Source organism: Pectobacterium cacticida, assembly GCF_036885195.1.
In the GTDB taxonomy this organism is placed as follows: domain Bacteria; phylum Pseudomonadota; class Gammaproteobacteria; order Enterobacterales; family Enterobacteriaceae; genus Pectobacterium; species Pectobacterium cacticida.
This window is the reverse complement of record NZ_CP133656.1, coordinates 3,753,071-3,776,887: the sequence shown is the minus strand read 5'-3', so window position 1 is coordinate 3,776,887 and position 23,817 is coordinate 3,753,071. Positions and strand designations below refer to the sequence as shown.

At 49.6% G+C, this 23,817-nt stretch carries 20 protein-coding genes and 1 pseudogene; 14 read left to right on the top strand and 7 right to left on the bottom strand.

All coding sequences use genetic code 11. The features are described from left to right. Positions 1 to 82: 82 nt before the first annotated feature. The 10 genes from RFN81_RS17190 to RFN81_RS17140 all read left to right on the top strand — a co-directional run bounded on the left by RFN81_RS17190 (position 83) and on the right by RFN81_RS17140 (position 10,575). A complete protein-coding gene (locus RFN81_RS17190; RefSeq protein WP_264496966.1) occupies positions 83 to 1,624 on the top strand; it encodes a glutathione ABC transporter substrate-binding protein in 1,542 nt (513 codons plus the stop codon). 18 nt (positions 1,625 to 1,642) lie between these two features. Further along, entirely contained in the window at positions 1,643 to 2,563 is a 921-nt protein-coding gene (locus tag RFN81_RS17185) for an ABC transporter permease (RefSeq protein WP_264496965.1), read from the top strand. Between the two features lie 8 nt (positions 2,564 to 2,571). Further along, a complete protein-coding gene (locus RFN81_RS17180) occupies positions 2,572 to 3,471 on the top strand; it encodes an ABC transporter permease subunit (RefSeq protein ID WP_264496964.1) in 900 nt (299 codons plus the stop codon). An 8-nt stretch (positions 3,472 to 3,479) separates the two neighbouring features. Beyond that, positions 3,480 to 4,538: a P1 family peptidase gene (locus RFN81_RS17175; RefSeq protein ID WP_264496963.1), complete on the top strand. Its 1,059-nt coding sequence runs from the start codon at positions 3,480 to 3,482 to the stop codon at positions 4,536 to 4,538. Between the two features lie 26 nt (positions 4,539 to 4,564). Further along, complete coding sequence (locus RFN81_RS17170; protein ID WP_264496962.1) at positions 4,565 to 5,386, top strand: M55 family metallopeptidase; 822 nt, start codon at positions 4,565 to 4,567, stop codon at positions 5,384 to 5,386. A 59-nt stretch (positions 5,387 to 5,445) separates the two neighbouring features. After that, entirely contained in the window at positions 5,446 to 6,393 is a 948-nt protein-coding gene (locus tag RFN81_RS17165; protein ID WP_264496961.1) for an isoaspartyl peptidase/L-asparaginase family protein, read from the top strand. Between the two features lie 212 nt (positions 6,394 to 6,605). Continuing rightward, positions 6,606 to 7,514, top strand: a complete 909-nt coding sequence (locus tag RFN81_RS17160) for a LysR family transcriptional regulator (RefSeq protein WP_264496960.1) — start codon at positions 6,606 to 6,608, stop codon at positions 7,512 to 7,514. Positions 7,515 to 7,605: 91 nt separating this feature from the next. After that, positions 7,606 to 8,469 (top strand): YicC/YloC family endoribonuclease, encoded by an 864-nt coding sequence (locus tag RFN81_RS17155; RefSeq protein WP_264496959.1) that lies wholly within the window; start codon positions 7,606 to 7,608, stop codon positions 8,467 to 8,469. 269 nt (positions 8,470 to 8,738) lie between these two features. Continuing rightward, the gene (locus RFN81_RS17150; RefSeq protein WP_264496958.1) at positions 8,739 to 9,425 is read left to right on the top strand and encodes a hypothetical protein; all 687 of its coding nucleotides are present in this window, start codon (positions 8,739 to 8,741) and stop codon (positions 9,423 to 9,425) included. Between the two features lie 463 nt (positions 9,426 to 9,888). Beyond that, positions 9,889 to 10,575 carry a hypothetical protein gene (locus RFN81_RS17140; protein ID WP_264496957.1) on the top strand — a complete coding sequence of 229 codons (687 nt, stop codon included), beginning with the start codon at positions 9,889 to 9,891 and terminating at the stop codon, positions 10,573 to 10,575. Between the two features lie 393 nt (positions 10,576 to 10,968). Here the strand turns inward: RFN81_RS17140 and tssD are convergent. The 7 genes and pseudogenes from tssD to RFN81_RS17105 form a co-directional block, all read right to left on the bottom strand. Then, positions 10,969 to 11,187: pseudogene (gene tssD, locus RFN81_RS17135) on the bottom strand (type VI secretion system tube protein TssD); the annotation flags it as partial. 143 nt (positions 11,188 to 11,330) lie between these two features. Continuing rightward, entirely contained in the window at positions 11,331 to 12,521 is a 1,191-nt protein-coding gene (locus RFN81_RS17130) for an MFS transporter (protein WP_264496956.1), read from the bottom strand. Between the two features lie 50 nt (positions 12,522 to 12,571). Further along, complete coding sequence (locus RFN81_RS17125) at positions 12,572 to 13,933, bottom strand: RidA family protein (protein WP_264496955.1); 1,362 nt, start codon at positions 13,931 to 13,933, stop codon at positions 12,572 to 12,574. Between the two features lie 22 nt (positions 13,934 to 13,955). After that, on the bottom strand, positions 13,956 to 15,479 hold the full coding sequence (locus RFN81_RS17120; protein ID WP_264496954.1) for a sugar ABC transporter ATP-binding protein: 1,524 nt from the start codon (positions 15,477 to 15,479) through the stop codon (positions 13,956 to 13,958). A gap of 47 nt (positions 15,480 to 15,526) precedes the next feature. Continuing rightward, positions 15,527 to 16,576 carry a sugar ABC transporter substrate-binding protein gene (locus RFN81_RS17115; RefSeq protein WP_264496953.1) on the bottom strand — a complete coding sequence of 350 codons (1,050 nt, stop codon included), beginning with the start codon at positions 16,574 to 16,576 and terminating at the stop codon, positions 15,527 to 15,529. A gap of 29 nt (positions 16,577 to 16,605) precedes the next feature. After that, positions 16,606 to 17,631, bottom strand: coding sequence for an ABC transporter permease (locus RFN81_RS17110; protein WP_264496952.1), 1,026 nt, complete (start codon positions 17,629 to 17,631; stop codon positions 16,606 to 16,608). A gap of 154 nt (positions 17,632 to 17,785) precedes the next feature. Further along, positions 17,786 to 18,448, bottom strand: a complete 663-nt coding sequence (locus tag RFN81_RS17105; RefSeq protein ID WP_264496951.1) for a TetR/AcrR family transcriptional regulator — start codon at positions 18,446 to 18,448, stop codon at positions 17,786 to 17,788. 1,319 nt (positions 18,449 to 19,767) lie between these two features. Here RFN81_RS17105 and RFN81_RS17095 point away from each other — a divergent pair. From RFN81_RS17095 to RFN81_RS17080, 4 genes are all read left to right on the top strand, one after another. Next, positions 19,768 to 20,502 (top strand): helix-turn-helix transcriptional regulator, encoded by a 735-nt coding sequence (locus RFN81_RS17095; protein WP_264496950.1) that lies wholly within the window; start codon positions 19,768 to 19,770, stop codon positions 20,500 to 20,502. 178 nt (positions 20,503 to 20,680) lie between these two features. Then, positions 20,681 to 22,192, top strand: coding sequence for a carbapenam-3-carboxylate synthase (gene carA / locus RFN81_RS17090; RefSeq protein ID WP_264496949.1), 1,512 nt, complete (start codon positions 20,681 to 20,683; stop codon positions 22,190 to 22,192). Positions 22,193 to 22,194: 2 nt separating this feature from the next. Beyond that, the gene (gene carB / locus RFN81_RS17085) at positions 22,195 to 22,947 is read left to right on the top strand and encodes a carboxymethylproline synthase (protein ID WP_264496948.1); all 753 of its coding nucleotides are present in this window, start codon (positions 22,195 to 22,197) and stop codon (positions 22,945 to 22,947) included. A 14-nt stretch (positions 22,948 to 22,961) separates the two neighbouring features. Then, entirely contained in the window at positions 22,962 to 23,783 is an 822-nt protein-coding gene (locus RFN81_RS17080) for a TauD/TfdA dioxygenase family protein (protein ID WP_264496947.1), read from the top strand. The last annotated feature ends 34 nt before the right edge of the window (positions 23,784 to 23,817 follow it).

The window sequence follows — 23,817 nt, the reverse complement described above, 5'->3', positions numbered from 1 at the left end:
GAAAATAGCCATAAAACACCGTTTATTTATAAAAAACAACGTATTCACAACACACATTCATTACTGACCAAGAGAGATAACCATGAAGCCATTTGTTCGTCACTCTGCCGTTGCCCTCGGGCTTTCACTGTGTCTGGCGGCGGTTGCCCAGGCACAAGATCTTCGCATTTCTATCTATGCCGATATCACCGGGCTTGACCCGCATGACACGTCAGATACGCTGAGCTATTCCATTCAGAGTGGCATCTTCGAGCGCCTGTTCCAGTTCGATAACAAAATGAAGCTGGTGCCACGTCTGGCGACCGGTTATACCAGTAACGACACCGCCACCGAGTTTGTCGTGACGCTGCGTGAAGGTATCACCTTCCAGGATGGCGCGCCGTTCAACGCTGACGCCGTTAAGGCCAACCTTGATCGTCTGGCCGACCAAAGCAAAGGCCTGAAGCGCAACAGCCTGTTTAACATGGTGCAAAGCGTCACCGTGCTGTCGCCGACGCAGGTTAAAATTACGCTGAACAAATCCTTTGGCGCCTTTGTGAACACGCTGGCGCACCCATCTGCCGTCATGCACAGCCCGGAAGCGCTAAAAAAATACCCGGACGAAGCGCAATTACGCGTACACCCAGTCGGTACTGGCCCATTCAAATTCACCGAATGGCAGCAGGGTAAAGATGTGAAGCTGGTGAAATTCGACAATTACTGGCAGAAAGGGTGGCCCAAAGTCGACAGCGTCACCTTCTACCCGACGCCGGAAGACTCCACCCGCGTCGCATCACTGAAGTCCGGCCAGGTCGATGCCGTGTATCCGCTGCCTTCCGACCTGATCGGCACCGTACAAAACGACAGCAAGCTGGCGATTCAGCGTGACTCAAGTATTTATCAATTCTGGCTGGCGATGAATAACCTGCGTCCGCCGCTGAACGATGTCCGCGTGCGTCAGGCGCTTAACTACGCCATCAATCGCGACATTTGGCTGAAAGTCGGCTTTGCCGGCATGGGCGTTCCTGCGTCTTCGCCGATGGCGCCAGACGTGCAGTTCTTTGCCCGCCAAAGTTCACCTAACTACACTTACAACCCGGAAAAAGCCAAGGCATTGCTAAAAGAAGCGGGCTATGCCAATGGTCTGAACCTGAAGCTGTGGACAACGAACCGCACTGACTACATCCGTAGCGCGCAGTTCTTCAAACAACAGTTAGAACAGGTCGGCGTCAAGGTCACCGTTACTCCGATGGATTCCGGGATGCGTAACGCTAAGCTGTTCGGCGTCAAAGATCCTAAAAAAGCAGAGTTTGATCTGTTCTATAACGGCTGGTCACCGTCTACGGGTGACGCGGACTGGGCGCTGCGTCCTCTGTTCGCTACTGAATCCTGGGTTCCGGTTGCCTATAACGTCTCTTACTACAGCAATCCGCTCACGGATAAGGCGATTACCGCCGGGTTAGCCACTGCCGATACCAGCAAGCGTGCTGCCGCTTACGCCGATGCGCAGCGCCAGATTTGGCAGGATGCGCCCGTGGTCTTCCTGGGGTCGCCGGACAATATTGTCGGCAAAGTCAAGAACCTCGACGGCGTCTACATGCTGGCTGATGGCTCACTGATCTTCGATCAGGCTGAATTTAAGTAATCGATCAGGGAGAACGCCATGTTTGCTTATATCGTCCGACGTTTGCTGGAAATGATCCCGGTTCTGCTGGTGGTCTCCCTGTTAGTGTTCGGTTTTATCAAGCTGTTGCCGGGGGACCCGGCACGTATTTACGCCGGTGCCGACGCCACCATCGAGGCTGTAGAAGCCGCTCGCCAGCAATTAGGGCTGAATGACCCACTGCCGCAGCAGTATGTAAATTGGCTCGGCGGCTTGTTCAGCGGCGATCTGGGCGTGACATACCGTACGCAGCAACCGGTCCTCGACGTCATCAGTAAGAGTTTTATGCCTACCCTGTGGCTGGCGCTGGCGGGCTTCGTCTGGTCGGTACTGCTTGGCTTGTTAATTGGGGTAGTGTCAGCGCTAAAGCGGGGAAAATGGCAGGACTGGACGCTGATGAGTTTCGCCGTCGGCGGCATTTCTATGCCGCCATTCTGGCTCGGCTTGCTTCTGATCCAGTTTGTAGCCATGCCGTTCGGCGTCTTTTCCGTCAGCGGCTTTAACCAGCCCAGCGATATTATTTTGCCCGCGCTGACGCTTGGGGCATCGGTTGCCGCCGTTATGGCGCGCTTTACGCGATCTGCGTTTTTGGAAGTCGCACAGGAAGATTACGTACGTACCGCACGATCCAAGGGGCTACGCAATCGGCTAGTCACCTGGAAACACGTGATGCGTAACGCGCTGATTCCCGTCATCACCATGCTGGGGCTGCAATTCGGCTTCCTGCTTGGTGGCTCGATTGTGGTCGAGAGCGTGTTTAGCTGGCCAGGGCTGGGTTGGCTGCTGATTGAATCGATCAAGACGCAGGATCAGCCGGTCATTCAGGCGCTGGTCATGCTGTTTGTGTTTGAATTTATTGTCATTAATCTGTTGGTAGACCTGCTGTACGCGGTGGTCAATCCGGCGATTCGCCTACGTTAGGAGAAACGATGAACCTCCCTTCTGAACCCGCCGTGGCCGTTGCCACGCTTGATGAAGAAACGATACGTTCGCCGTGGCGCGATTTCGTTCAGGTCTTTATCCGTAACCCGATGGCGTTGGTTTCCAGCAGTTTCGTCCTGTTATTGGTATTAGTCGCTATTTTCGCGCCCTGGCTGGCACCGTGGGATCCGATGCAGCCTGACTGGATGGCGCTGGCTTCACCGCCTTCAGCGGCTCACTGGATGGGCACCGACGATCTGGGGCGTGATGTGATGAGCCGTATTATCTACGGCGCGCGCATCTCGTTATACATCGGTATCTTTTCCGTTACGCTCGGCATGCTAGTCGGTATCGCTCTCGGCCTGCTGGCGGGGTATTACGGCCGTTGGGTGGATACGCTGATCATGCGCGCTGCCGACGTGCTGTTCGCCTTCCCCGGCATGCTGCTGGCGATTGCGGTCGTCGCCATCCTCGGCCCAGGCCTGAATAATGTGATCATCGCCGTGGCGGTTTTCAGCGTGCCGGTCTTCGCGCGTATTGTACGCGCCTCCACGCTGTCGCTGAAACAGGCAGCCTATGTGGAAGCGGTACGCTGCGCTGGCGCGGCGGATCGCATCATACTGATGCGCCACATCCTGCCCGGCACGCTGCCTAACGTGATCGTCTATTTCACCATGCGTATCGGCACCAGTATCCTCACTGCGGCAGGGCTGAGTTTCATCGGCCTTGGCCCTGAACCGGACGTACCGGAATGGGGCAACATTCTGGCGATGAGTCGTAGCCTGATGATGGCGGGGGCGTGGCACGTCAGCGTGTTTCCTGGGCTAGCGATTTTCTTTACCGTGCTGGCGTTTAACCTGCTCGGGGATGCGCTGCGCGATACGCTCGATCCCAAATTAAAAAGCTGAGGAAAGCGATGCACGATTATCAACTGCAACAGCAAGCGCTGTTGCTTCAACGCTGGCAAACCACGCGGCAACTGGGTACGCCGCGCTCGGCCAGCGGGTCGCATAACAGCATTAGCGATGTGGCAGGCGTGCGCGTCGGTCACTACACGCTGGCGGCAGGGGAAGTGCAAACCGGCGTGACCGCAATTGTGCCGCCTGGCGACAACCTATTTACCCAACCGTTGCCCTGCGGCGCGGCGGTGCTAAACGGCTTCGCCAAACCCGTCGGATTGGTGCAGATTGACGAGTTGGGGCTACTGCAAACCCCGATATTGCTCAGTAATACATTGGCAACCGGCACGCTGTTTACCACGCTGGTGCGCGACGCTATCGCCCGTAATCCTGAACTGGGGCGCACGCTGCCGACGGTTAACCCGTTGGCGTTGGAGTGCAATGATGGCTGGCTAAACGACATTCAGGCGCTGGCTGTGACGGAAGCGATGGCATGGCAAGCGCTGGAGAATGCAACGGACAACGTTGCACGCGGTAGCGTCGGCGCTGGACGCGGGATGAGTTGCTTTAGCCTGAAAGGCGGCATCGGCACCTCATCACGCCTGATCCCCGAATTGAACGCCACGCTTGGCGTACTGGTGCTGGCAAACTTTGGCACGCTTGCCGCACTGACGCTGGACGGCGTGCAGATGGGAAGCGCCATTGCGCCCATTCTGCCGGAGCTCGCGCCGCAGCAGGACGCCGGTTCGATCATTATTATCATGGCCACAGATGCCCCGCTCGACGCCCGCCAGCTCAGACGCATCGCCAAACGTGCCGGCGCAGGGCTTGGGCGACTTGGCAGTTATTGGGGACACGGTTCCGGCGATATCGCCGTCGCGTTCTCTACCTGCCCGCAACCACAGCCGCCGGAGGATGCACAGCTAGAACCGCTGTTAAGCGCCGCCGCCGACGCCACCGAACACGCGGTACTCGACGCCATGCTTCAGGCTGACGCCGTGACCGGTTTTCGCGGTCATCATCGCCCGACGCTGCCACAGGCGCTGGATCGGCTGGCCGCAGCGCTTTATCCATAAGCCAAATTTTGCGTAGGGAACTGATTATGAAAGTGTTTATTTCTGCTGATATCGAAGGGATCGCGGGCGTCATGCGCCCAGAGCAATGCAGCCCTGGCACCGCGGAATACCAGTTGGCACGCGGCCTGATGGAGCAGGAGGTGAATGCCGCGATTGACGGTGCGTTCGCGGGTGGCGCAACAGACGTCGTCGTTGCCGACAGCCACGCGGCGATGGTCAACCTGCGCGCGGAGAATATCGATCCGCGTGCCCGGTTGGTACAGGGCAAACCGCGCGGCTATTCGATGGTTGAAGGGCTGGAACAGCAGCAATTCGACGGCCTGATGTTTATCGGTTATCACAGCGCGGCAGGTGAGTTTGGTGTGCTATCGCATACCATCAACGGCCGGGCCTTCTACCGCGTGCGCATCAACGGTGAAGTCATGGGCGAGAGCGATATCTACGCTGCCGCTGGTGTGGAACAAAAGACGCCGCTCTGGCTGGTTAGCGGTGATGACACACTGCAACGTTGGATCGCCCGCTACTATCCCGCTACCGGTTATGCCTGTGTCAAACGTGCGATCTCGCAGCACGCGGCTGAGTCTCTCAGCACCGAACAGGCGCGACAGGTCATTCGTGATGCGGCAAAAGCGGCGGTGGAAAAAGCCCACCGGACGTTGAATTCGCGGATTCAGGCCCCTTACCATCTCGAACTGATGGTGGCAAAACCGGTACTGGCCGATCTATTCTGTTTGCTGCCGAATGTGGAACGTGTGGATGCCATAACCGTAGGTTATACGGCGCAGAGCATGCGGGAAATCACTAGCCTGCTGGGTGCGTTTTCCTATCTGGCGACAACGCAAAACTGATTCCGGTCTATCCGTCTCGGTTAGAGAGGCGTAAACCGACTGAAAAGAGAATTTATCGCATGACGAAACCCGTGATTGTGATCCACGGTGGCGCTGGCGCGCTGACCCGCTCGGCCATGAGCCCTGAGAAAGAAAGGCGCTATTTGGCCGCGCTGACCGAGATTGTCTCCAGCGGACAACGCATTCTGGCCGAAAACGGCAGCGCGCTGGATGCCGTGACGGAGGCCGTCCGTCTACTGGAAGAGTGCCCGCTGTTCAACGCCGGACATGGCTCAGTCTTCACCCACGCGGAAACCCACGAACTGGACGCCAGCATCATGGATGGTCGTTCGCTGGATGCTGGGGCGGTAAGCTGCGTCAGCCATATCCGTAACCCGATTCTGGCAGCTCGCACCGTTCTCGAAGCAAGTCCGCACGTGATGTTTACCGCTGACGGCGCGGAAGCCTTTGCACAGCAGCATGGTTTGGAACGGGTCGATCCCGATTTTTTCTCCACCGACGAACGCCGCCAACAGTTGCATAACGCGCTGGCAGGTTCAGACGGTGCAATCCTCGATCATGATGGCCAGAGCGACCCGATCGATCCTGACCGCAAATTTGGTACTGTCGGCGCGGTCGCGCTCGACAGCGCAGGTAACCTTGCGGCCGCTACCTCAACGGGCGGCATGACCAACAAACAGGCTGGGCGCGTGGGTGATAGCCCGATTATCGGCGCAGGCTGCTACGCTAATAATCAGACAGTTGCGGTTTCCTGCACCGGCACGGGCGAAGTCTTTATGCGCGCCGTCGCCGCTTATGATGTTTCAGCGCTGATGGAATATGCCGGGCTAACGCTACAACAGGCCAGCGATCGCGTAGTGATGGAGAAACTGGTGCGGATGGACGGCAGTGGCGGGATGATTGCCGTCGATAAAGCGGGCAATATTGCTCTACCGTTTAACAGTGAAGGCATGTACCGCGGCTACGGCTACGTGGGAGAAGCCCCTATCGCCAGTATCTATCGTTAAGCGCATTCGGCAAAAAAGATCATGACGCCAACTCATGAAGCACAACAATAGTGCGGTAGCGCCATTGTCGTGCTTCATGGTGGTGCATATGTTGTCCTTACCTTATACCAAGTCTGTGAACCGTGGTCTTATTAGCTGGCGTAATAATTGCAAGTGATTTGGTTGTTTGTTATACGGTATTCACCAAACAGCATTCGCCGGAGCCTGCAATCATGCGATTACGCCATATTGAAATCTTTCAAGCCATTGTTCAGGCTGGCACCATCAGCGGCGCGGCCCGTTTACTCAACGTCTCACAACCTAATGTCAGCAGGGTGCTGAGTCACGCCGAGCAACAACTGGGATTTTCTTTGTTTGAACGGCGCACTCAGGGCATGGTCGCGACCGAAGAAGGACGACGCCTTATCCCCAAAGTCCAGGAACTTTTCAGCCATCTGCAAAGCATCAGTTCCCTCACAGAGCAAATCAAAACCAGTAAAGCGCTTTCGGTGCGGCTAGGTGCCGCGCACGCGTTCGGACAGATGATTGTGGCCCCGACGCTGGTAGAGTTTCATAAGCAGGCGGCATCGGTTAACGTCGAGCTTGTCACCGAACACTTCAGCACGCTGTGCCAGAACATCTTGCAAAACCAGCTCGACTTTGCCCTGATCTTTGGCCAGCAGGTGCCGTCCGAGCTGCTGGCGGAACCGTTATTCCAGTCTACGATGGTGGCGCTGCTGCCGAAAAATAGCACAGTGAACGCTCCGGTATCGCTGGAATGGCTATGTGAAAATAATCTGTTAATGATGCAGCATCAGGATCCGCTCGGTCAGGTTGTCCACCGGGCGTTACGTGATAAGGCATTGCAACCCGCGGCTTCGCTCTACATCAAAACTTACTCCGTCATTGCAGATATGGTGCTGGCGGGCGGCGGTGCGGGCATCGTCGATCTCTTCACCGCCTGTCGTTATGCCGACCAGCTCAAAATCGTCCCTATCGACCAGCCGTTGCCCTTTGAAGTCACGCTCATTAGCCGCCGTGATAACCCACAGTCACAGGCGACACTGCAACTAAAGCAAATGATGAAAAACCGCTGTCGGGAAATTGTCAGACAAAATGAGGCGTTGCTTAACGCGGCCTGATTCACGAAAGATGCCACGGACGGTTTTTTCTATCCCCTGCGGGAGCCCAACGCTATAATCCCTTCATCATTTGCTTTACAGGTATGCACCAATGATTCGCAGCATGACCGCTTACGCCCGCCGAGAAATCAAGGGCAACTGGGGAAGCGCAGCCTGGGAACTGCGCTCTGTTAACCAGCGCTATCTGGAAACCTATCTTCGTTTACCGGAGCAATTTCGCAGCCTCGAACCCGTTGCTCGTGAACGCATTCGCGCCCGTTTAACGCGTGGCAAAATTGAATGCAATCTGCGTTTCGAACTCGATCCGAGCGCGCAAAGTGCGTTGATCCTGAACGAAAAACTGGCGAAGCAACTGGTTACTGCCGCCAACTGGGTCAAAATGCAGAGCGATGAGGGGGAAATTAACCCGCTTGATATTCTTCGCTGGCCTGGCGTGATGCTGGCAGAGGAGCAGGATCTGGACACTATCAGTGCAGAACTGCTGAACGCGTTGGAAGGCGCTTTAGATGATTTCGTCGCCGCACGAGAAAGCGAAGGCAATGCGCTGAAAGCAATGATCGAACAGCGGCTAGCGGGGGTGAGCGCCGAAGTCGCCAAAGTCCGCGCCCAGATGCCGAATGTCCTGCAATGGCAGCGTGAACGCCTGCAAAGCAAGCTGGAAGAGGCGCAGGTACAGTTGGAGAATAACCGTCTGGAGCAGGAACTGGTATTGCTAGCACAGCGCGTCGACGTTGCAGAAGAACTCGACCGCCTAGACGCCCACGTCAAAGAAACCTACAAAATCCTGAAAAAAGAAGAAGCCGTCGGCCGCCGACTCGACTTCATGATGCAGGAATTCAACCGCGAATCGAACACGCTGGCCTCGAAATCCATCAACGCCGACATCACCGCCTCAGCCATTGAACTGAAAGTGCTGATCGAGCAAATGCGGGAGCAGATTCAGAATATTGAGTAGTGTTTCACGCGATCTCGCGTTGTCTCACTAAGTCTCGTCAGGATAAAAAGGCCATTATAAATAATGGCCTTTTTATCATCAAAATAAATAACCACGAAATTTCATTTATGTAAGGATATATTATTGTCTTTTCTAAAAAAACGATACTTTTACGCTTTAATGAGTGGGATATAAATTACCAGACCAGCAAATACATTGAACTGTTGTCAGTTGTTCGGATAAACTACCTGCATAAAGGGAGAAGAACAGTCTAATAAAAAGGATGTAATATGCGATTATCAGAATATTTAAAATACAAAATGGAATCTGATAGAGTTCTCTCTACCCACCTGGATAGTATGGCAGATAAAATTAAAGATAATACACTAAAAATCGGTGATGATTTATACAGTGATATAGAAAGAGCAACATTGTATTCATCCTGTTTTATAGAAAAATATAATTCTGACTGCCAACAACTAAAATCTGAAAATGAAAGAATGTATTTGGCTATCAAACAGATATACAAAAGGAAAGATGCAATAATAGATATGCTAATAGAGTATCTTAAAATACTGTTGAAAGATACTGATGAAAGAGAGCAAAAATTAATAGCTAAAGCCATATTAGGCGTATCGGTTGCATCAGAGTTCGCAACAAGCCGGGCAGTAAAAATGTCAGTTGCTTATCTGCTTGCAAAGCATATTGCAACTTCGTTGAATTTTTCATTATCTATTCGCAGAAATATTAATAAATACTCGCTGATAGGGCTGAGTGCTCTCACATTTCATGGGAAAGTTCAGAAGGCGGCAATGTCTGCACGACATCTGCACGACATCTGCATGACGTATGTCCAGAACTATACTGGTCTCTCTATGCTATGCAGGTTGAGATGTTATACTTCGTATTTGAAGATCGTCTGTCTCCCTACGTTCCCAAAAATCCCTATGACAAAATCGACATCACAGAAGCAATAAACGGAATTCTAAAAAAATGAGCTTAAAAAAAATAATGTCTTATGCCGTTAAGGAGTTTATTAACACCTATACCACGATGGCATTTATGATTGTTTTGGGGATTTTATTCTACGAATTCATCCCTGACCATTGGGGTAAGCTGACTATTCTTTCGATTGTTATTATCGTTTATGTAGACATAAAATTCCTTTCCAAAAAATCAGGCCGAAAGTAAATCGGCCTTTAGCCTAATATCAATAGGCTACATTTTGCCAAAGCATGTAAGCGCTTGTTCTTGCAATAACATGCTCTCATTCAATAGAAGCAAATTTGAATGATACGCTTTCCTGTGGCTGAACTTCATTGTGTGTCAGTGAGTTAGGGTAGAAAAACGGATATCAGCAAATACATTGAAATGTTGTCAGCTATTCGGATAAACTACCTGCATAAAGGGAAAAGAGCAGTCTAATAAAAAGGATATAATATGCGATTATCAGAATATTTAAAATACAAAATGGAATCTGATAGAGTTCTCGCTACCCATTTAGATGACATAACAAAAAAATTAAAGAGCAATACAATAAGCTTAACAACCGATCTCTTCAATGGTATTGAAAGAACAAGCTGGTATGCATCATGTCTCTTTGAGAAATATAACGATGTATGCGAAGAACTTAAATTTGAAGACCGGCGCATGTTCTTTGCAATAGTAGAAATATATAAAAGAGAGGATGTTATCCTTGACATGGTAAAGATATATGCTGATATCTTAATGAAGAACTTTGATGAACATCAGCAGTTGATGATTGCTAAATCTGTCTTGGGAACAACATCAGAGATGATAACGAATAGAGCAATAAAAGAGTCGATTTCCTATCTATTAGCAAAATCAATTGCGTATTCATTTAGTTTTGGAATTTTTGTTCGAAAAAAGATCAACAAATATTCTCTGCATGGCATGACTTTAACAGCATTCTATGGCAAAGTGCAGCAGGCTTCTATGTCTGCCCGCCATTTACGTGATATCAATCCACCACTTTACTGGACTTTTTATTCTATGAAGGTTGAAATGCTGTATTTTCTGATCGAACCAGCCTTACCAGCTTACATGCTAATTGTACAGAATAATGAGACAGAGGTTATCTATTTTATTAATGGAGTTATAAAATAATGAATTTCATTAAATATATAATAAAAGATTTTTTTTCCACCTGCATCGTGCTGGTTTTGATTGCCGGTCTGTGGTTCTTTTATCTCTTTTTTATTCCTGAACATAGCGTTAAGTTGATATTGATTTCTATCGTCACCATTATTTATATTGATGTGAAGTTCTTTTCAAAAAAATCCAGAAAAAATAAAGCAATAATGAAAAGCATAATGAAAACTCTCATAATCACTGAGGTTTTAGTTCTTATAACCATAGCATTATGGTTTTTTTATGTCTCATTTATTCCAGAGCACTGGATGAAACTGATGTTGCTTTCAATTGTAATAATCATATTTATCAACATAAAATATGGATTAAAAAAACCAGGCTAAAAATAATTCGGCCTTTAGCCTAATATCAATAGTCTACATTTTGCCAAAGCATGTAAGCGCTTGTTCTTGCAATAACATGCTCCCATTCAATAGAAGCAAATTTGAATGATACGCTTTCCTGTGGCTGAACTTCATTGTGTGTCTGTGAGTTAGGATAGAAAAAACGGATATTGCTGATAAGTGCATCCCGAAGTTTTATCTTAAAATAAAGTTCATTTCCACCAGACTGCGCCGTTCGGTAGAAAGAACGCACTCCAGTTTTGGCGAGTGAAAGAAGCTTTCTGCACACTCGTTATCGTAGCAGCATACTTTTGCGCCCATACTCCCATGCAGGTTATTCCGTTTAGCCTTGCCCAGTAACCAGAACAAACAACATGCTGCTGACAGTTACGATTGAGCAATATGACGTGGGAGCGCGATTTTGTGCCGTGGACGCGACCATTCCAGCGCTATCAGTATACATGCCAGAATAACGCCAAAACTACAGACGGCAAACCATCCCCAGTACATTAACAGGCGAGTTGCCACCAGGATTCCTACCGCCCCGCCAATAAAATAGCCACACATGTAAATACTGTTAATACGTCCCCGTGCCTGCGAATCCAGTGCAAAAGCTGCATTCTGGTTAGCAGAATGACTTAGCCCAGCCCCGCTATCTAATAATAAAAGTCCTATAACCATAAATATCAGGCTGTTATCTGCTGCGAATAGACATAAAAAACCGGCTAACATTAAAAGGCTGGCCAGTAATTGCGTTCGACGAAACTGTCCCCTGTCGATGGCCTTACCCGCCAATGATGCGGCAAAAGCACCTGCCATCCCAGCCAGGCCAAACAGCCCGGCAATATCCGGTCCGTAATGGAATTTTTGCTGCAACCAGACGGCATAGGTTCCCCAGAATGCCATAAACAGAGCAAAGGTGATCCCACCATTCATTGTATGGCGACGTAAAGCCGGTAATTGATAAGCCATGCGAATACTCGAAGCCAGCAAGGCCGGATAAGAGTAGGGGGATTCTTGTCGGCTTTTGGGCAATACCCAGCGTAGGTATATAGCCAGTAACACCATAAGTGTGGCCGCCGCGAAATAGAGAGTACGCCAGTCCGATGCCGTAGCAACCAGACCCGCGAGAACTTTTGATAATAATACACCGCTCAATACGCCCGACAACACCAGCCCGGAGGCTTGTCCTGCCCGACCAGCGGGTGCCAACAGAGAGGCAAAAGGGATTAACAACTGGGGCACCACTCCCCATAAGCCCAACAAAAAGCCGCCACTCAATAGCCAAAGTGGTGTGGCAGCAAGTCCTTGCAACAATAATGCGGCACTGACCAACAATAATAAAATAACGATGAGCCTGCGTCGTTCAAATCGATCGGAAAGCGGTAGTAGAAAGAAAATGCCCAAAGCAAAACCAATCTGTGTCAGTGCCGGGAGCCAGCCAATGTTAACCAGCGACACCTGGAGAGAGGCTGCAATGGACGGCAGCAGGGGCTGAGAATAGTGTAAATTTGCCGCCCCTAACCCTGCGGCAATAGCCATCATCCAGATCACAACGGGCATTTTTGTCGATGACATAACATCTCCATTAATAAACAGGCGTTGTTATAACAACGCCTGTAACGGAATTACGGTACCCAGGCGATCAGGTCAAGTAAGGTATGGGCCCCTGGGACAACCAATGGCCCACCTAATACCATCGTGGTTGAACAGGGTTTTAAACCAGGAAAGTGTGCAGCCCACTCTTCTATCGTTTCAGCAAAGTGTTTACCGTCATCATGGAAACAGGCACGGCGGACGATATTCTCCAGGGATGTCCCACCGGCTTCACAGATCGCCGCTACGTTCTTCATCATGTAGCGCATCTGATCCCGGGCTGGCATACCGTAGTATGGGAAGTCAGGATTACGCGCAAGACCCGGGGCAAGGACCCCATCACTGTCACATGGCAATTGCTGGCTAAAGAACAAGAAAGGTCCTGCTTTAACTGCCTGTGGCTCATGACCGAACGGTTTAGGTGCCTTATCGGTTTCAATCGTCTCAATGGTCAGTTCACTGTCATTAGCCAGTAGTGTCAGAGCAATTTCAATTCGACTCCCTTTCCCCCCCAGGCCCATATAGGGGATCACACAACGAGCGGGTGGATTTTCCGGGAACCAGCGTTTCCAGACTTTTTCCATACCTTCAAAATCGGAGGGGTCGCCAATATACACATCGGCTTTCACCACGCGGGACAGCGAGGTGCCTGCAGACTCCGCGGTTTTTTGTAGCTTCCACAACGTGTATTCGGTCTGTTTTTCAATCTCAGAGCCATACCAGACATAGGGGTTGACCCTTGCCTCTCTCGCCAGGGCGCTAGGTTCACCTAAATTAACACTGCTACCAAAGTCGCCCTGCCAGTCTACGGGGATCTCACCCGCGAGGAACACCCAGTCACCACGACGAATGGCTGGTGAATAGCCTGCCAGTGGTGCCGGAACGCCTTCCGGTACCGGATAACCTATATTTTTACCATCGTCATCAGCCAGGATAAGGTCTACTTCAATCAGCGTATCTTTTACCAGCAGTTCATGAACCCCCATCCCCGTTGATGCTGGGCGTGGCTCTTGAATAAATTTATCCCGTTCATCCAGATAAGGGGTAATCGTCATGCGCGGCCATGTGTTGCCTTGCTTAAACTCTTCCAGAGTCGGAAAAGGTGACACATACCATTGCCAGATACGCATGGCATCTTTATTAATATCACGTCCAGCCGCGGCAACGGTTTTAGCAATATTGCCGAGTAAATAGCGCGACTGAAGCGCCATATCATTACCCAGGTTGGGATTAGGTGATGTGGCTTCTGGTGCCAGTGCTGTTTTATAGTCACTGGCTAAATGACCAGAGACGAATAACCACCCCCCGGCTTTGATGGCTGGCGTGTAGGGCATTAGCGGTTTTGGCGTACCATCAGGCCAAACAGCTTCCGGTTTCTTTGTCATGTTCTTCATACAATTTCCTCACATTGGGGACTCAGGATAGGGCGTGTTCAAGAATCGTTTTATAGCTGGCCTCCTGGCCAGTTAACTCCTTCACTAGTCGGCCGGACTGCATCACATAGATGCGATCCGCCAGACCAATCAGCTCTTCGAACTCTGATGAAGCGATGACCAGTGTGCAGTCGTTATGCCAGGCGGCCTGACGCAATAATGCATGGATTTCAGCTTTGGCCCGTACATCCACGCCTTGTGTCGGTTCTTCAATGAGTAGTAGACGTGCCTTGCTCTCCAGGGCCCGGGCCAGAACGACTTTTTGCTGGTTCCCGCCGGATAGTGTGCCAATCGGTGTGTCAGCACTGCCCGGACGAATGGTTAAATCATCAACGTATTGCTGCGCCATGTTCCATTCAGCCTTATGCCAACGCAGGCCCCAGCGACGAACCTGTTGGCGAACACGGGCGCTAAGTGCAATATTGGCGCGAATAGAGAGATTCGGGATGATGGCTGCCCCACGCCGATCGGCGGGAACCAGAAGAATGCCCTGGTTCAGAGCATTCCTACTGGTCAGGGGAAACAGGGTACGGCTGTCTAACAGCACGTCCCCCTGATGATGGGGATCTGCTCCAGCGATAGTGCGTAACAGGTTGCCATGACCAGCCCCCTGTACCCCCGCAATACCCACAATTTCACCGGGTAAGGCGTACATCGACACGTCGCTAAACTGTTGACCAGAAAGTTGGGTGACTTTCAATCGCGGAAAAGTATTGCTATTAAGGGGTTTGGTGCGGGCTGGAACGTCGGCGACCGCGGTGCCGCCAGGTTTCGCCATGCACTCAACAATACCGGGTCGATCAATCTGATTACGTCGAAAATAGCCGACATTTTTTCCATCGCGCAGGATAGTAAAACAGTCTGCCATACGCATCACCTCCCCAAGGCGATGGGTGACATAGAGGATTGATTTACCCTGATCGCGCAGTTGCTCAAGGCGATCCAATAGTTGTTCAGCATCGTGTTCAGAGAGCACGGCTGTCGGTTCATCCAGGATCAAAAGATCTCCTGGATTCAGCAGCGCACGCGCGATTTGCGCCAGCCGTAAATGTGGAACGGATAATTCGCAGGTTAACGTATGTGGTGAAAAGGTCGCGCCAACACGACTCAGCGCTAGTGCTACTCTATCCGCTTCCTCTGCACTGAGACGATCTTTACGGGTATTGAGCCCCTCACTTCCTAGCAGGATATTGCGTCCGATAGAAAAGTTCGGCACCATCAGAATATCCTGCGGCACGAGGCTGACTCCTAGCCGCTGAGCCATTTGCGGATTTTCCATGCGAACGGCCTCGCCATTCAGCAAATAATTGCCGGAATCCGCACGATGAATACCCGTAAGAATTCGGATCAGCGTCGACTTCCCTGCACCATTCTCACCCAGTAAGGCATGGATTTCCCCCCGTCGAAGAGTGAGGTCGATATTGTCGAGTGCAATCACACCAGGAAAGCGTTTTCCCACACCCTCCAGGCGTAACAGGGCCGTGCCGTCAGTCTGTACATTCAGCATGAATCGCTCCGCAAGTCGATGGGCAGGTTTACTGCCCGGATAAAGAGTTAGTCGAGGGGTTTGAAGTCGCTGGGCAGGATGCTACTTTTTGACCAGACAGGATCGCTGAGGTCACTGACGGTCATGGCTGCGACAGGGGCACAGATACGTTTCAACGGCGGACGTTTTTCCAGAATATCGATGGCCATTTTTACGCCGTAGTAGCCGGTGGCTATGGGAAAGTCAGGTAACACTGCAGTAATTTTATTTTGTCTTAGGGCATCCTCGGTGACATTCGTCAATCCCCCGGCGACATACACGGCATTTTGATATTCAACAGGGATGGATTGTGGTGCCAACAGAAACGACCCTGTTGCGTAGATCCAACCGAATTGCGGGTTTGCTTGCGCGGCATTCACAAATTTGGTCAACCCCTGTTGCGGATCAATATCAGAGCTAACCACGGCGGCAATGTGCAGATTAGGGTACTTTTGCAGTGTATCCATAAAACCCGCGACACGGCGACGAGCCCAACTGGCATTCGCTGGCCCCCCCATAATAATCCCTTTACCATTAGCGAGATTCTGCTTTGCCAGTGCCTCTGCCGCCATGACGCCTTGTGTATAATCATCTTGTACCAGTTTCCAGGATTGCTCGCTGTTTGAGAGCGTGCCTACATCGATCACCGGTGTGCCATTTTCGATAATCTCATCAATTGTCTGCGCTAACCCATCAGGGTCTGATGGGTTGATCAAGACCGCATCAGGCCGGCGTGATAATGCATTTTCCAGTTGTGTGATTTGTGATGCGGGATCCATAAAACCCTTACCCGCCGTCACACTGAGTTTTACCCCGGCCTCATTGGCTGCCTGCTGAGCCCCATATAACAGCGCCTGAACATAAGGGTTAGCGTAAGAAGGAACAGAAAAGGCCAGAGTGTAAGGCTTACTGGATTTAGCTATTTTGGTCTGGGCAAGATGATTGACATCCAGTGTGATATCACAAGTCATCGGGGTATGTTCTTCCGGCGTCAGCGATAACTCATCAGCCAGCAATGGTGCAGAACTGATTAATAACACAGCGGGTATTAACAGTGATGGCAGGCTTACTTTTTTCATGTTTTTTTCTCCCGGTGAATAGCCAACCATCAAGGGCGGGCCGGCATAAAAAAGCGTTTAAAGGCAGCGAAACCCATCCCACGTGCACGGGAGATAATCACTGCAACCACGAGTACAGCGCCGGTAATCATCTGTTGAATAAAGGGGTTAACGCCGGCGATATCTAATCCGGTTGTTAGCAGTGTGATAAATACAACCCCAAGGACAACACCGGTAAAACGACCGATACCTCCACCAATAACGACGCCCCCAATGACAGCCGTTGCAATTGATAGCAAATCGTAACCTTGACCCAAACTTCCCTGAGCAACGGAAACACGGGAGGTCAGCATGATCCCCGCCATACCCGCAAAGGTACCGCACAATACATAAGCGAGCATTTCATAAGCTTTTACGGCGACGCCCGCCACGCGGGCCGTTTCACGGCTCCCACCAATCGCGTAGATATATAGACCAATGCGGGTTCGTTGCATTAAAAACCAGGCAACCAGTAGCACAATGATGGCAATCGCAGCGGCACTGGGAATACTTCCCCAGTTACTGCGTCCCAACATGGAAAGCGCACGAGGTAAACCGATAATCGTGCCGCCGTTAGCCAGCTGATTGGCCAGGCCACTTGTGATTGTCAGTACACCTAAAGTCATAACAAACGGGGTAACGCGGAATAAAGCAATACCGATACCATTAATTAGCCCCACAACTGTTCCCGCCAGCACCCCTAGCAAGGCGGCCATGGGGACATCAACACCTTGTTTCATCAGCAGCGCACCTACCACACTCGCTAACCCCATGATGGCGCCAACGGATATATCAAATCCCCCGACAATTAAGGCAAAACTTTGCCCAATGGAGACCACAGCAAGAATACCCGCAACGCGCGCCATATTATTGGCCGTCGTCATGGTGGCAAAACTCTCGGGAAACAACAGAGAAAATAAAATGGCTAAAAAAGCAATCGCGAACAAAATTTGTAATTCGGTCGTTGTCAGCCACTGATGCTGTGGCTTCAATGGATGCACTGTATTCACAGATGGAGCAGGTATACTTTTCGCCATAAACAACCTCTCAATAACCTGAATAACACGCTCTCTGGTTGGGATAGGATAAGTTAGAACGTTCGTACTAACTATGTCAATCGATCGCGTAATAGCATTTTTATATGATTAAGAAGGCGTTATTGGAGGGGCAGCCTGGCTGCCCTAAAAAGCGTTATTCAGCGATGGTAGTGGAGGGGGCGCGTAATGCGGCTGAAAAGGTATGAATCATATAGTGAATCGACTCTTCACTATTAACTGGTGAACAAATACCGCCGGAGCTTTCCTCAAGTTGGCCAAAATCTGACATGGTATAGATCATTGAACCAACTAAAAAATGGAATCGCCAATATATATCTTTTAGTGAAAGATGGGGCAGCGCACCTGCCAGCGCTTCAATAAATAATCGGTCGTTATCGTCATAGGCTTCGCGGAGTGTTGCATGGGAGTCAGGCGAAGCATCAGCCACTAGGCGGGCGCGCATCTTGTTAAAAAGATCATTCTTGTCGCCCGGTTGCACGTTAAAAACAGGGCGGATAAACGCCTCGATGATCGCTTCAATGTCTTTTTCGCGCCCCTCTCTCTTTAGCTGCTCAAGATAGGCCAAACGACGCTCTGTCTGGATACGGGCACGACGCAGAAAAATCTGGCGAAATAGTGCCTGTCGTGTGCCAAAATGGTAATTTATCGCAGATAGGCTGACTCCAGCGGCGCTGGCTAAATCACGGAAACTTACTAACTCGGGGTTTCGCTCGGCAAACAAGGGTTCGGCAGCTTCAAGTATGCGCTGGTAGGCTTCTCCTTGTGACAAGCGCTCACCTCTCTTTTTGACCATCATTCATCCTTATGTACGAACGTTCTTACTAAAATAAAAATACAGGAAACATGATGCGCCTTCGTGTGTACAGCGGTCACGACTGATATTAAGGTGCCCGTTTACGCTGAACCACCCCTGAACCGATATTGGTGAATAAATAAACCCGATACAGGTGTCGATATTTATACCACCATCCTGATATCTCAATGAATAGTGTTAGTGGCACTGGTGCTAAATATCTCCCTAGGTCCAAGCGTAGTGACAGTGATAATATCATTATCACTCAAGCCAGGCGCAGAATCGGAAGTGATTATACATCCACCTGACTCAATAAATCCTGCTTCATTCTCACGATTAATAACCAGAACCTATGACTAGACTTTTCGGGGAACCTTTAGGATTCTCTCTGAAAATGAATGGCTACTGTAATAAGGGGACAGCCGACCAGAGCAATGCCACTGATTTTGATAAAAAATAGTAATGCAATCTATGGGCTTCGGTGGGGAAGGAGCATGAGGTTAAAAAGCATACCAATTAGGCCCTTTCGTTAACAATAGCTGGACGTAACTCAATAGATATGGCACCAGGAATACACTCTCATTTGTGACCGTCACCCTAACGATAGCGGCGTTTTTCCCGCCTAAGATGCTTATCCGACTCGCCCGCAACGCTTATCCGTATAAATATGCTGGTAGATCCACGCATGGCTTACGGTAAGACCAATATGCGACCTACCGTACTTACTTGTTCAAGACTTCACTTTATTCTCCAGAGAAAACATAACGAAATCCACGGCGCATCAATATCGGGTATCGTTGCCCCTCGGCTGGTTGCTGGTAGAGCATGGTTACTCGCTCATCTTTGGTCGGAAAAGCTGGATAGCTTATTAGCAGCTAGCCGTACTCCCATCATTATGACCGACCGTTGCACTTAGACCCTATCCCATTAGGGTTATTTTACTTGCCATTTTGCCCTGGGCAGTGCTCGGAATTCTCACGTACTCCGTGTACGCTCCGGTTTCTGCGCGCTGTCCGTGACCAAACTGACTGCGCCAATGACGCCTACTGGAATAGGCTCTAAGCATAGTTATAAAGCTGAAATTCGGTGGTAATCAAAATTATTTTTCTACAAAATATTTGTAATAATTATAATTATAATTATACAGATTACCAAGGCTTCAGATAATGTATATAAAATGTTGACCGATTTTGTCTTAATTGATAACCTTCGATCTTGCTAAATATTATTTATTGTATTTTATATAACGTGAATGGTTATGTTTACTCTCTGGGGAAAAGTTGGTTTTTAAATCACTTAGCAATCCGGCAAGAGGGATTAATATGGATCACGAAATCCGTTCGTTTATAAAAAGGAAGTTAGAATGGGTTGGCGATGTCTGGTTTTCTTATTTTATGATAAGTAAAACTTCCACCAGCCAACCTTATATAATATCGAATTATCCAGAAGCATGGATGAATGAATATCTTAATAGACAAATGTGTCAGAATGACCCTGTAATTGTTGCTTCATTAGTGAGAATTACGCCGTTTTCCTGGGATGATAACGACTTGGTTACGCTTAGAGCCCAGAATCAGGACGTATTTATTTCTTCCATGCAGCATGACATAAGTTCAGGATATACTTTTGTTTTGCATGATCATAATAATAATGTGGCGACGCTGAGTATCGCAAACCATTTCGAAGATGCAAACTTTGAAGGATGTATGAAGAGTCATGAAAATGGTTTACAGATGTTGCTAGTGAACATACATGAAAAGGTAATGGCCTATCGCCGAGCCATTGAAAATAAAGAAAAAAATAACGGTAACTCAATGGAATCATTGCTTTCTCCGCGTGAGACCGAAGTGCTTTTCCTCGTTAGTAGTGGACGAACTTACAAAGAAATTTCTCGTATATTAGGTATTAGTGAGGTCACCGTCAAATTCCACATTAACAACTCAGTCCGTAAATTGGATGTTGTCAATTCCCGCCATGCTATAACTAAAGCATGTGAGTTAAATCTTTTTCGCTCTCATTGTGAGCCTGTAATGATGAAGCATATAGATGCTCGTTAGTCTGTATTAATCATTACCCATAGGGAGGAACCTGTCCAAAAGAATAGTTACTCCCTATCTAAAAGAAATTCTTTAGCTAAACTTTTTCATGGTTAATATTTGCCTTTGATTTTTCTATGATATGTAACGAGTTAAAACGTTATTTTATCATGTGGTTATTAAGGTAAGGATTATTACTGTGAGCAATAGTTTTTGCGTTGTTTATAAAGGTTCTTATGCCGACATAAATAATATTCAACACGACTTTGACGGAAAGGGCGAGGAATTATCTAACGGCTATCTTTTTATCGAACAGAATGGTCATTACCAGAAGTGTGAGATGGAAAGGGGGACGGCCTACTTGATGGGGTCGCTATATAATCGGACGTTTCTGATCGGATTAGCCGGAGTGTGGGAAGGCGGGGCTTATCTGGCGAATGATGCTGAGCTGCTGGCGTTGCTGTTTACTCGTCTGGGGGCGAATGCGCTGGCGTTAGCTGAAGGTGATTTTTGCTTTTTCATTGATGAACCCAACGGTGAATGGACAGTCATTACCGATTCGCGTGGTTTCTCGCCGGTTCATGTCGTTCAGGGTAAAAAAACCTGGTTCACTAACAGTTTAAAACTGGTGACTGCGGCAGAAGGTGAGAGTGCGCTGTGGTTTGAAAGTGAGGAGTCGGTGTGCCAGTCGCTGATGCGTGCGGATACGTATACGCCAGTGAAAAATGCGCAGCGCCTGAAGCCAGGGGCGGTACATGTCCTTACGCACGACAGTGAAGGTTATCCCTTTGTTGAAAGCCATACGCTGACCGCGCCTGCCAGCAACCAACTGCTAGCGCTCCCGCGTGAACCGCTGTTGGCGTTGATTGAGCGTTATCTGAATGCACCGCTTGAAGATTTAACGCCACGCTTTGATACGGTGGGGATTCCGCTGTCCGGCGGTCTGGATTCCAGCCTGGTAACGGCGCTCGCCAGTCGTCATTTCAAGCAACTGAATACGTACTCGATTGGTACGGAAATCAGCAATGAGTTTGAGTTTTCTCAGCAGGTTGCTGAGGCCCTCGGGACGCACCATCAAGTGAAAATTTTGTCCGAAACCGAGGTCATTAACGGCATCATCGAATCCATCTATTACAACGAAATATTTGACGGCCTATCTGCTGAAATCCAATCAGGGTTATTCAACGTCTATCGTCAGGCTGAGGGACAGGTGTCCTGTATGCTTACTGGCTACGGTTCCGATCTGCTCTTTGGCGGCATTCTGAAGCCGGGAGCGCACTATGACAATCCGAATCAGCTGCTTGCCGAGCAAGTATACCGTACACGTTGGACGGGGGAGTTTGCCACACATGGAGCTTCCCGCTATGGCATTGATATTCGTCACCCCTTCTGGAGCCATTCTTTAATCACGCTGTGTCATGCGCTACATCCGGATTACAAAATTTTCGACAACGAAGTCAAAAACATCCTGCGTGAATACGCCGATACGCTTCAACTGCTTCCGAAAGAGATTGTCTGGCGTAAGAAAATTGGCATTCATGAAGGTTCCTCTGTTAATCAAGCCTTCGCGAATGTTCTCGGCTCAACGGTTGATAACTACCAGACCAAAAGTCGCTTCACCTACCGTGTTTATCAAGCCTTTCTCCGTGGCCGTCTCTCGATTGCAAATGTAACGCCATCTCAGCTTAAAGGGCTGATTAAAAAGGACTAAATATGATTTTGGAAGAGAATGTCGGTGAGGTTAGGGTGATCACGCTGGATCATCCTAACAAGCATAACCCCTTTAGCCGCTCACTGGAAACCAGCGTGAAAGACGCATTAGCGCGTGCCAATGCTGACGACAGCGTACATGCTGTCGTGGTGTACGGAGGATCAGAGCGTTCCTTTTCCGCTGGCGGAGATTTCAACGAGGTGAAGCAGCTTTCACGCAGCGAAGACATCGAAGAGTGGATCGACCGCGTGATTGATCTGTATCAGGCCGTACTCAATGTAGATAAACCGACGATCGCCGCAGTAGATGGCTATGCGATCGGTATGGGATTTCAGTTTGCTCTCATGTTCGACCAACGGCTGATGGCCTCGACAGCAAATTTTGTGATGCCTGAACTCAAGCATGGCATTGGCTGCTCGGTCGGTGCAGCCATCCTGCGCTTCACCCACGGATTCAGCCTGATGCAGGAGATTATTTACCAATGCCAGTCGCTTGATGCCCCCCGCTGTATGGATTATCGGCTGGTTAATCAGGTGGTGGAGAGTACCTCGTTGTTGGATGCTGCCATCACACAGGCACACGTGATGGCCAGTTATCCGACTTCTGCATTTATCAATACGAAACGGGCGGTCAACAAGCCGTTTATCCAACTACTGGAACAAACCCGTGACGCTTCTAAAGCTGTCCATAAGGCCGCGTTTCAGACTCGCGACGCTCAGGGACATTTCAAAAATGTCCTTGGCAAAAAATACTGAGGATAAGGAAGAAAATGAGCGAAATAGTGAAGTTTAATCCGATCATGGCGTCGGGTTTTGGCGCGTATATCGATCGTCGGGACTTTCTCGAAGCCAAGACAGAAACGATTAAAAACTTACTGATGCGTCAGGGATTTGTCGTTGTTAAGCGTCTCGATATTGACGGCGACACCTTCCGTGATATCTACTCGGCGTACGGTAAGATCGTGGAGTATGCAGATGAAAAAATCGGCGTAGGTTTTGGCTACCGCGATACCTTAAAGCTGGAAGGGGAGAAAGGAAAAATAGTTACAGGCCGTGGTCAACTTCCTTTCCATGCTGACGGTGGTTTGCTGTTGTCTCAAGTAGATCAGGTTTTCCTCTACGCCGCTGAAATTAAAAACGTCAAATTTCGCGGAGCGACGACAATATGTGACCATGCTCTGGCCTGTCAGGAAATGCCTGCTCACCTGCTGCGCGTACTGGAAGAAGAGACATTTGAAGTCCGTGTACTGGAGAAGGGCTATTATGTTGATGTTTCTCCAGACGGCTGGTTCGAAGTGCCGGTCTTCACCGATCTGGGATGGGTCAGAAAGATGCTGATTTATTTCCCATTTGATGAGGGGCAACCAGCCAGTTGGGAACCACGGATTGTGGGGTTCACCGTTCGCGAGACCCATGCGTTCTTCCAGGAACTCGGGACGTTTTTGAAACAGCCTCGCTACTACTACAAACATTTCTGGGAAGATGGTGATCTACTGATTATGGACAATCGTCGTGTCATTCATGAACGTGAAGAGTTTAACGATGATGGCATCGTCCGTCGTCTGTATCGCGGACAAACCGCCGACATCTAACTTTCATGACTCCGGCGCGAAAACGTGCCGGATT

Bases quoted from the DNA above. Each gene is read 5' to 3' on its own strand.
- RFN81_RS17190 (WP_264496966.1), top strand. From the start codon at position 83: ATGAAGCCATTTGTTCGTCACTCTGCCGTTGCCCTCGGGCTTTCACTG.
- RFN81_RS17185 (WP_264496965.1), top strand. From the start codon at position 1,643: ATGTTTGCTTATATCGTCCGACGTTTGCTGGAAATGATCCCGGTTCTG.
- RFN81_RS17180 (WP_264496964.1), top strand. From the start codon at position 2,572: ATGAACCTCCCTTCTGAACCCGCCGTGGCCGTTGCCACGCTTGATGAA.
- RFN81_RS17175 (WP_264496963.1), top strand. From the start codon at position 3,480: ATGCACGATTATCAACTGCAACAGCAAGCGCTGTTGCTTCAACGCTGG.
- RFN81_RS17170 (WP_264496962.1), top strand. From the start codon at position 4,565: ATGAAAGTGTTTATTTCTGCTGATATCGAAGGGATCGCGGGCGTCATG.
- RFN81_RS17165 (WP_264496961.1), top strand. From the start codon at position 5,446: ATGACGAAACCCGTGATTGTGATCCACGGTGGCGCTGGCGCGCTGACC.
- RFN81_RS17160 (WP_264496960.1), top strand. From the start codon at position 6,606: ATGCGATTACGCCATATTGAAATCTTTCAAGCCATTGTTCAGGCTGGC.
- RFN81_RS17155 (WP_264496959.1), top strand. From the start codon at position 7,606: ATGATTCGCAGCATGACCGCTTACGCCCGCCGAGAAATCAAGGGCAAC.
- RFN81_RS17150 (WP_264496958.1), top strand. From the start codon at position 8,739: ATGCGATTATCAGAATATTTAAAATACAAAATGGAATCTGATAGAGTT.
- RFN81_RS17140 (WP_264496957.1), top strand. From the start codon at position 9,889: ATGCGATTATCAGAATATTTAAAATACAAAATGGAATCTGATAGAGTT.
- RFN81_RS17130 (WP_264496956.1), bottom strand. From the start codon at position 12,521: ATGTCATCGACAAAAATGCCCGTTGTGATCTGGATGATGGCTATTGCC.
- RFN81_RS17125 (WP_264496955.1), bottom strand. From the start codon at position 13,933: ATGAAGAACATGACAAAGAAACCGGAAGCTGTTTGGCCTGATGGTACG.
- RFN81_RS17120 (WP_264496954.1), bottom strand. From the start codon at position 15,479: ATGCTGAATGTACAGACTGACGGCACGGCCCTGTTACGCCTGGAGGGT.
- RFN81_RS17115 (WP_264496953.1), bottom strand. From the start codon at position 16,576: ATGAAAAAAGTAAGCCTGCCATCACTGTTAATACCCGCTGTGTTATTA.
- RFN81_RS17110 (WP_264496952.1), bottom strand. From the start codon at position 17,631: ATGGCGAAAAGTATACCTGCTCCATCTGTGAATACAGTGCATCCATTG.
- RFN81_RS17105 (WP_264496951.1), bottom strand. From the start codon at position 18,448: ATGATGGTCAAAAAGAGAGGTGAGCGCTTGTCACAAGGAGAAGCCTAC.
- RFN81_RS17095 (WP_264496950.1), top strand. From the start codon at position 19,768: ATGGATCACGAAATCCGTTCGTTTATAAAAAGGAAGTTAGAATGGGTT.
- carB (WP_264496948.1), top strand. From the start codon at position 22,195: ATGATTTTGGAAGAGAATGTCGGTGAGGTTAGGGTGATCACGCTGGAT.
- RFN81_RS17080 (WP_264496947.1), top strand. From the start codon at position 22,962: ATGAGCGAAATAGTGAAGTTTAATCCGATCATGGCGTCGGGTTTTGGC.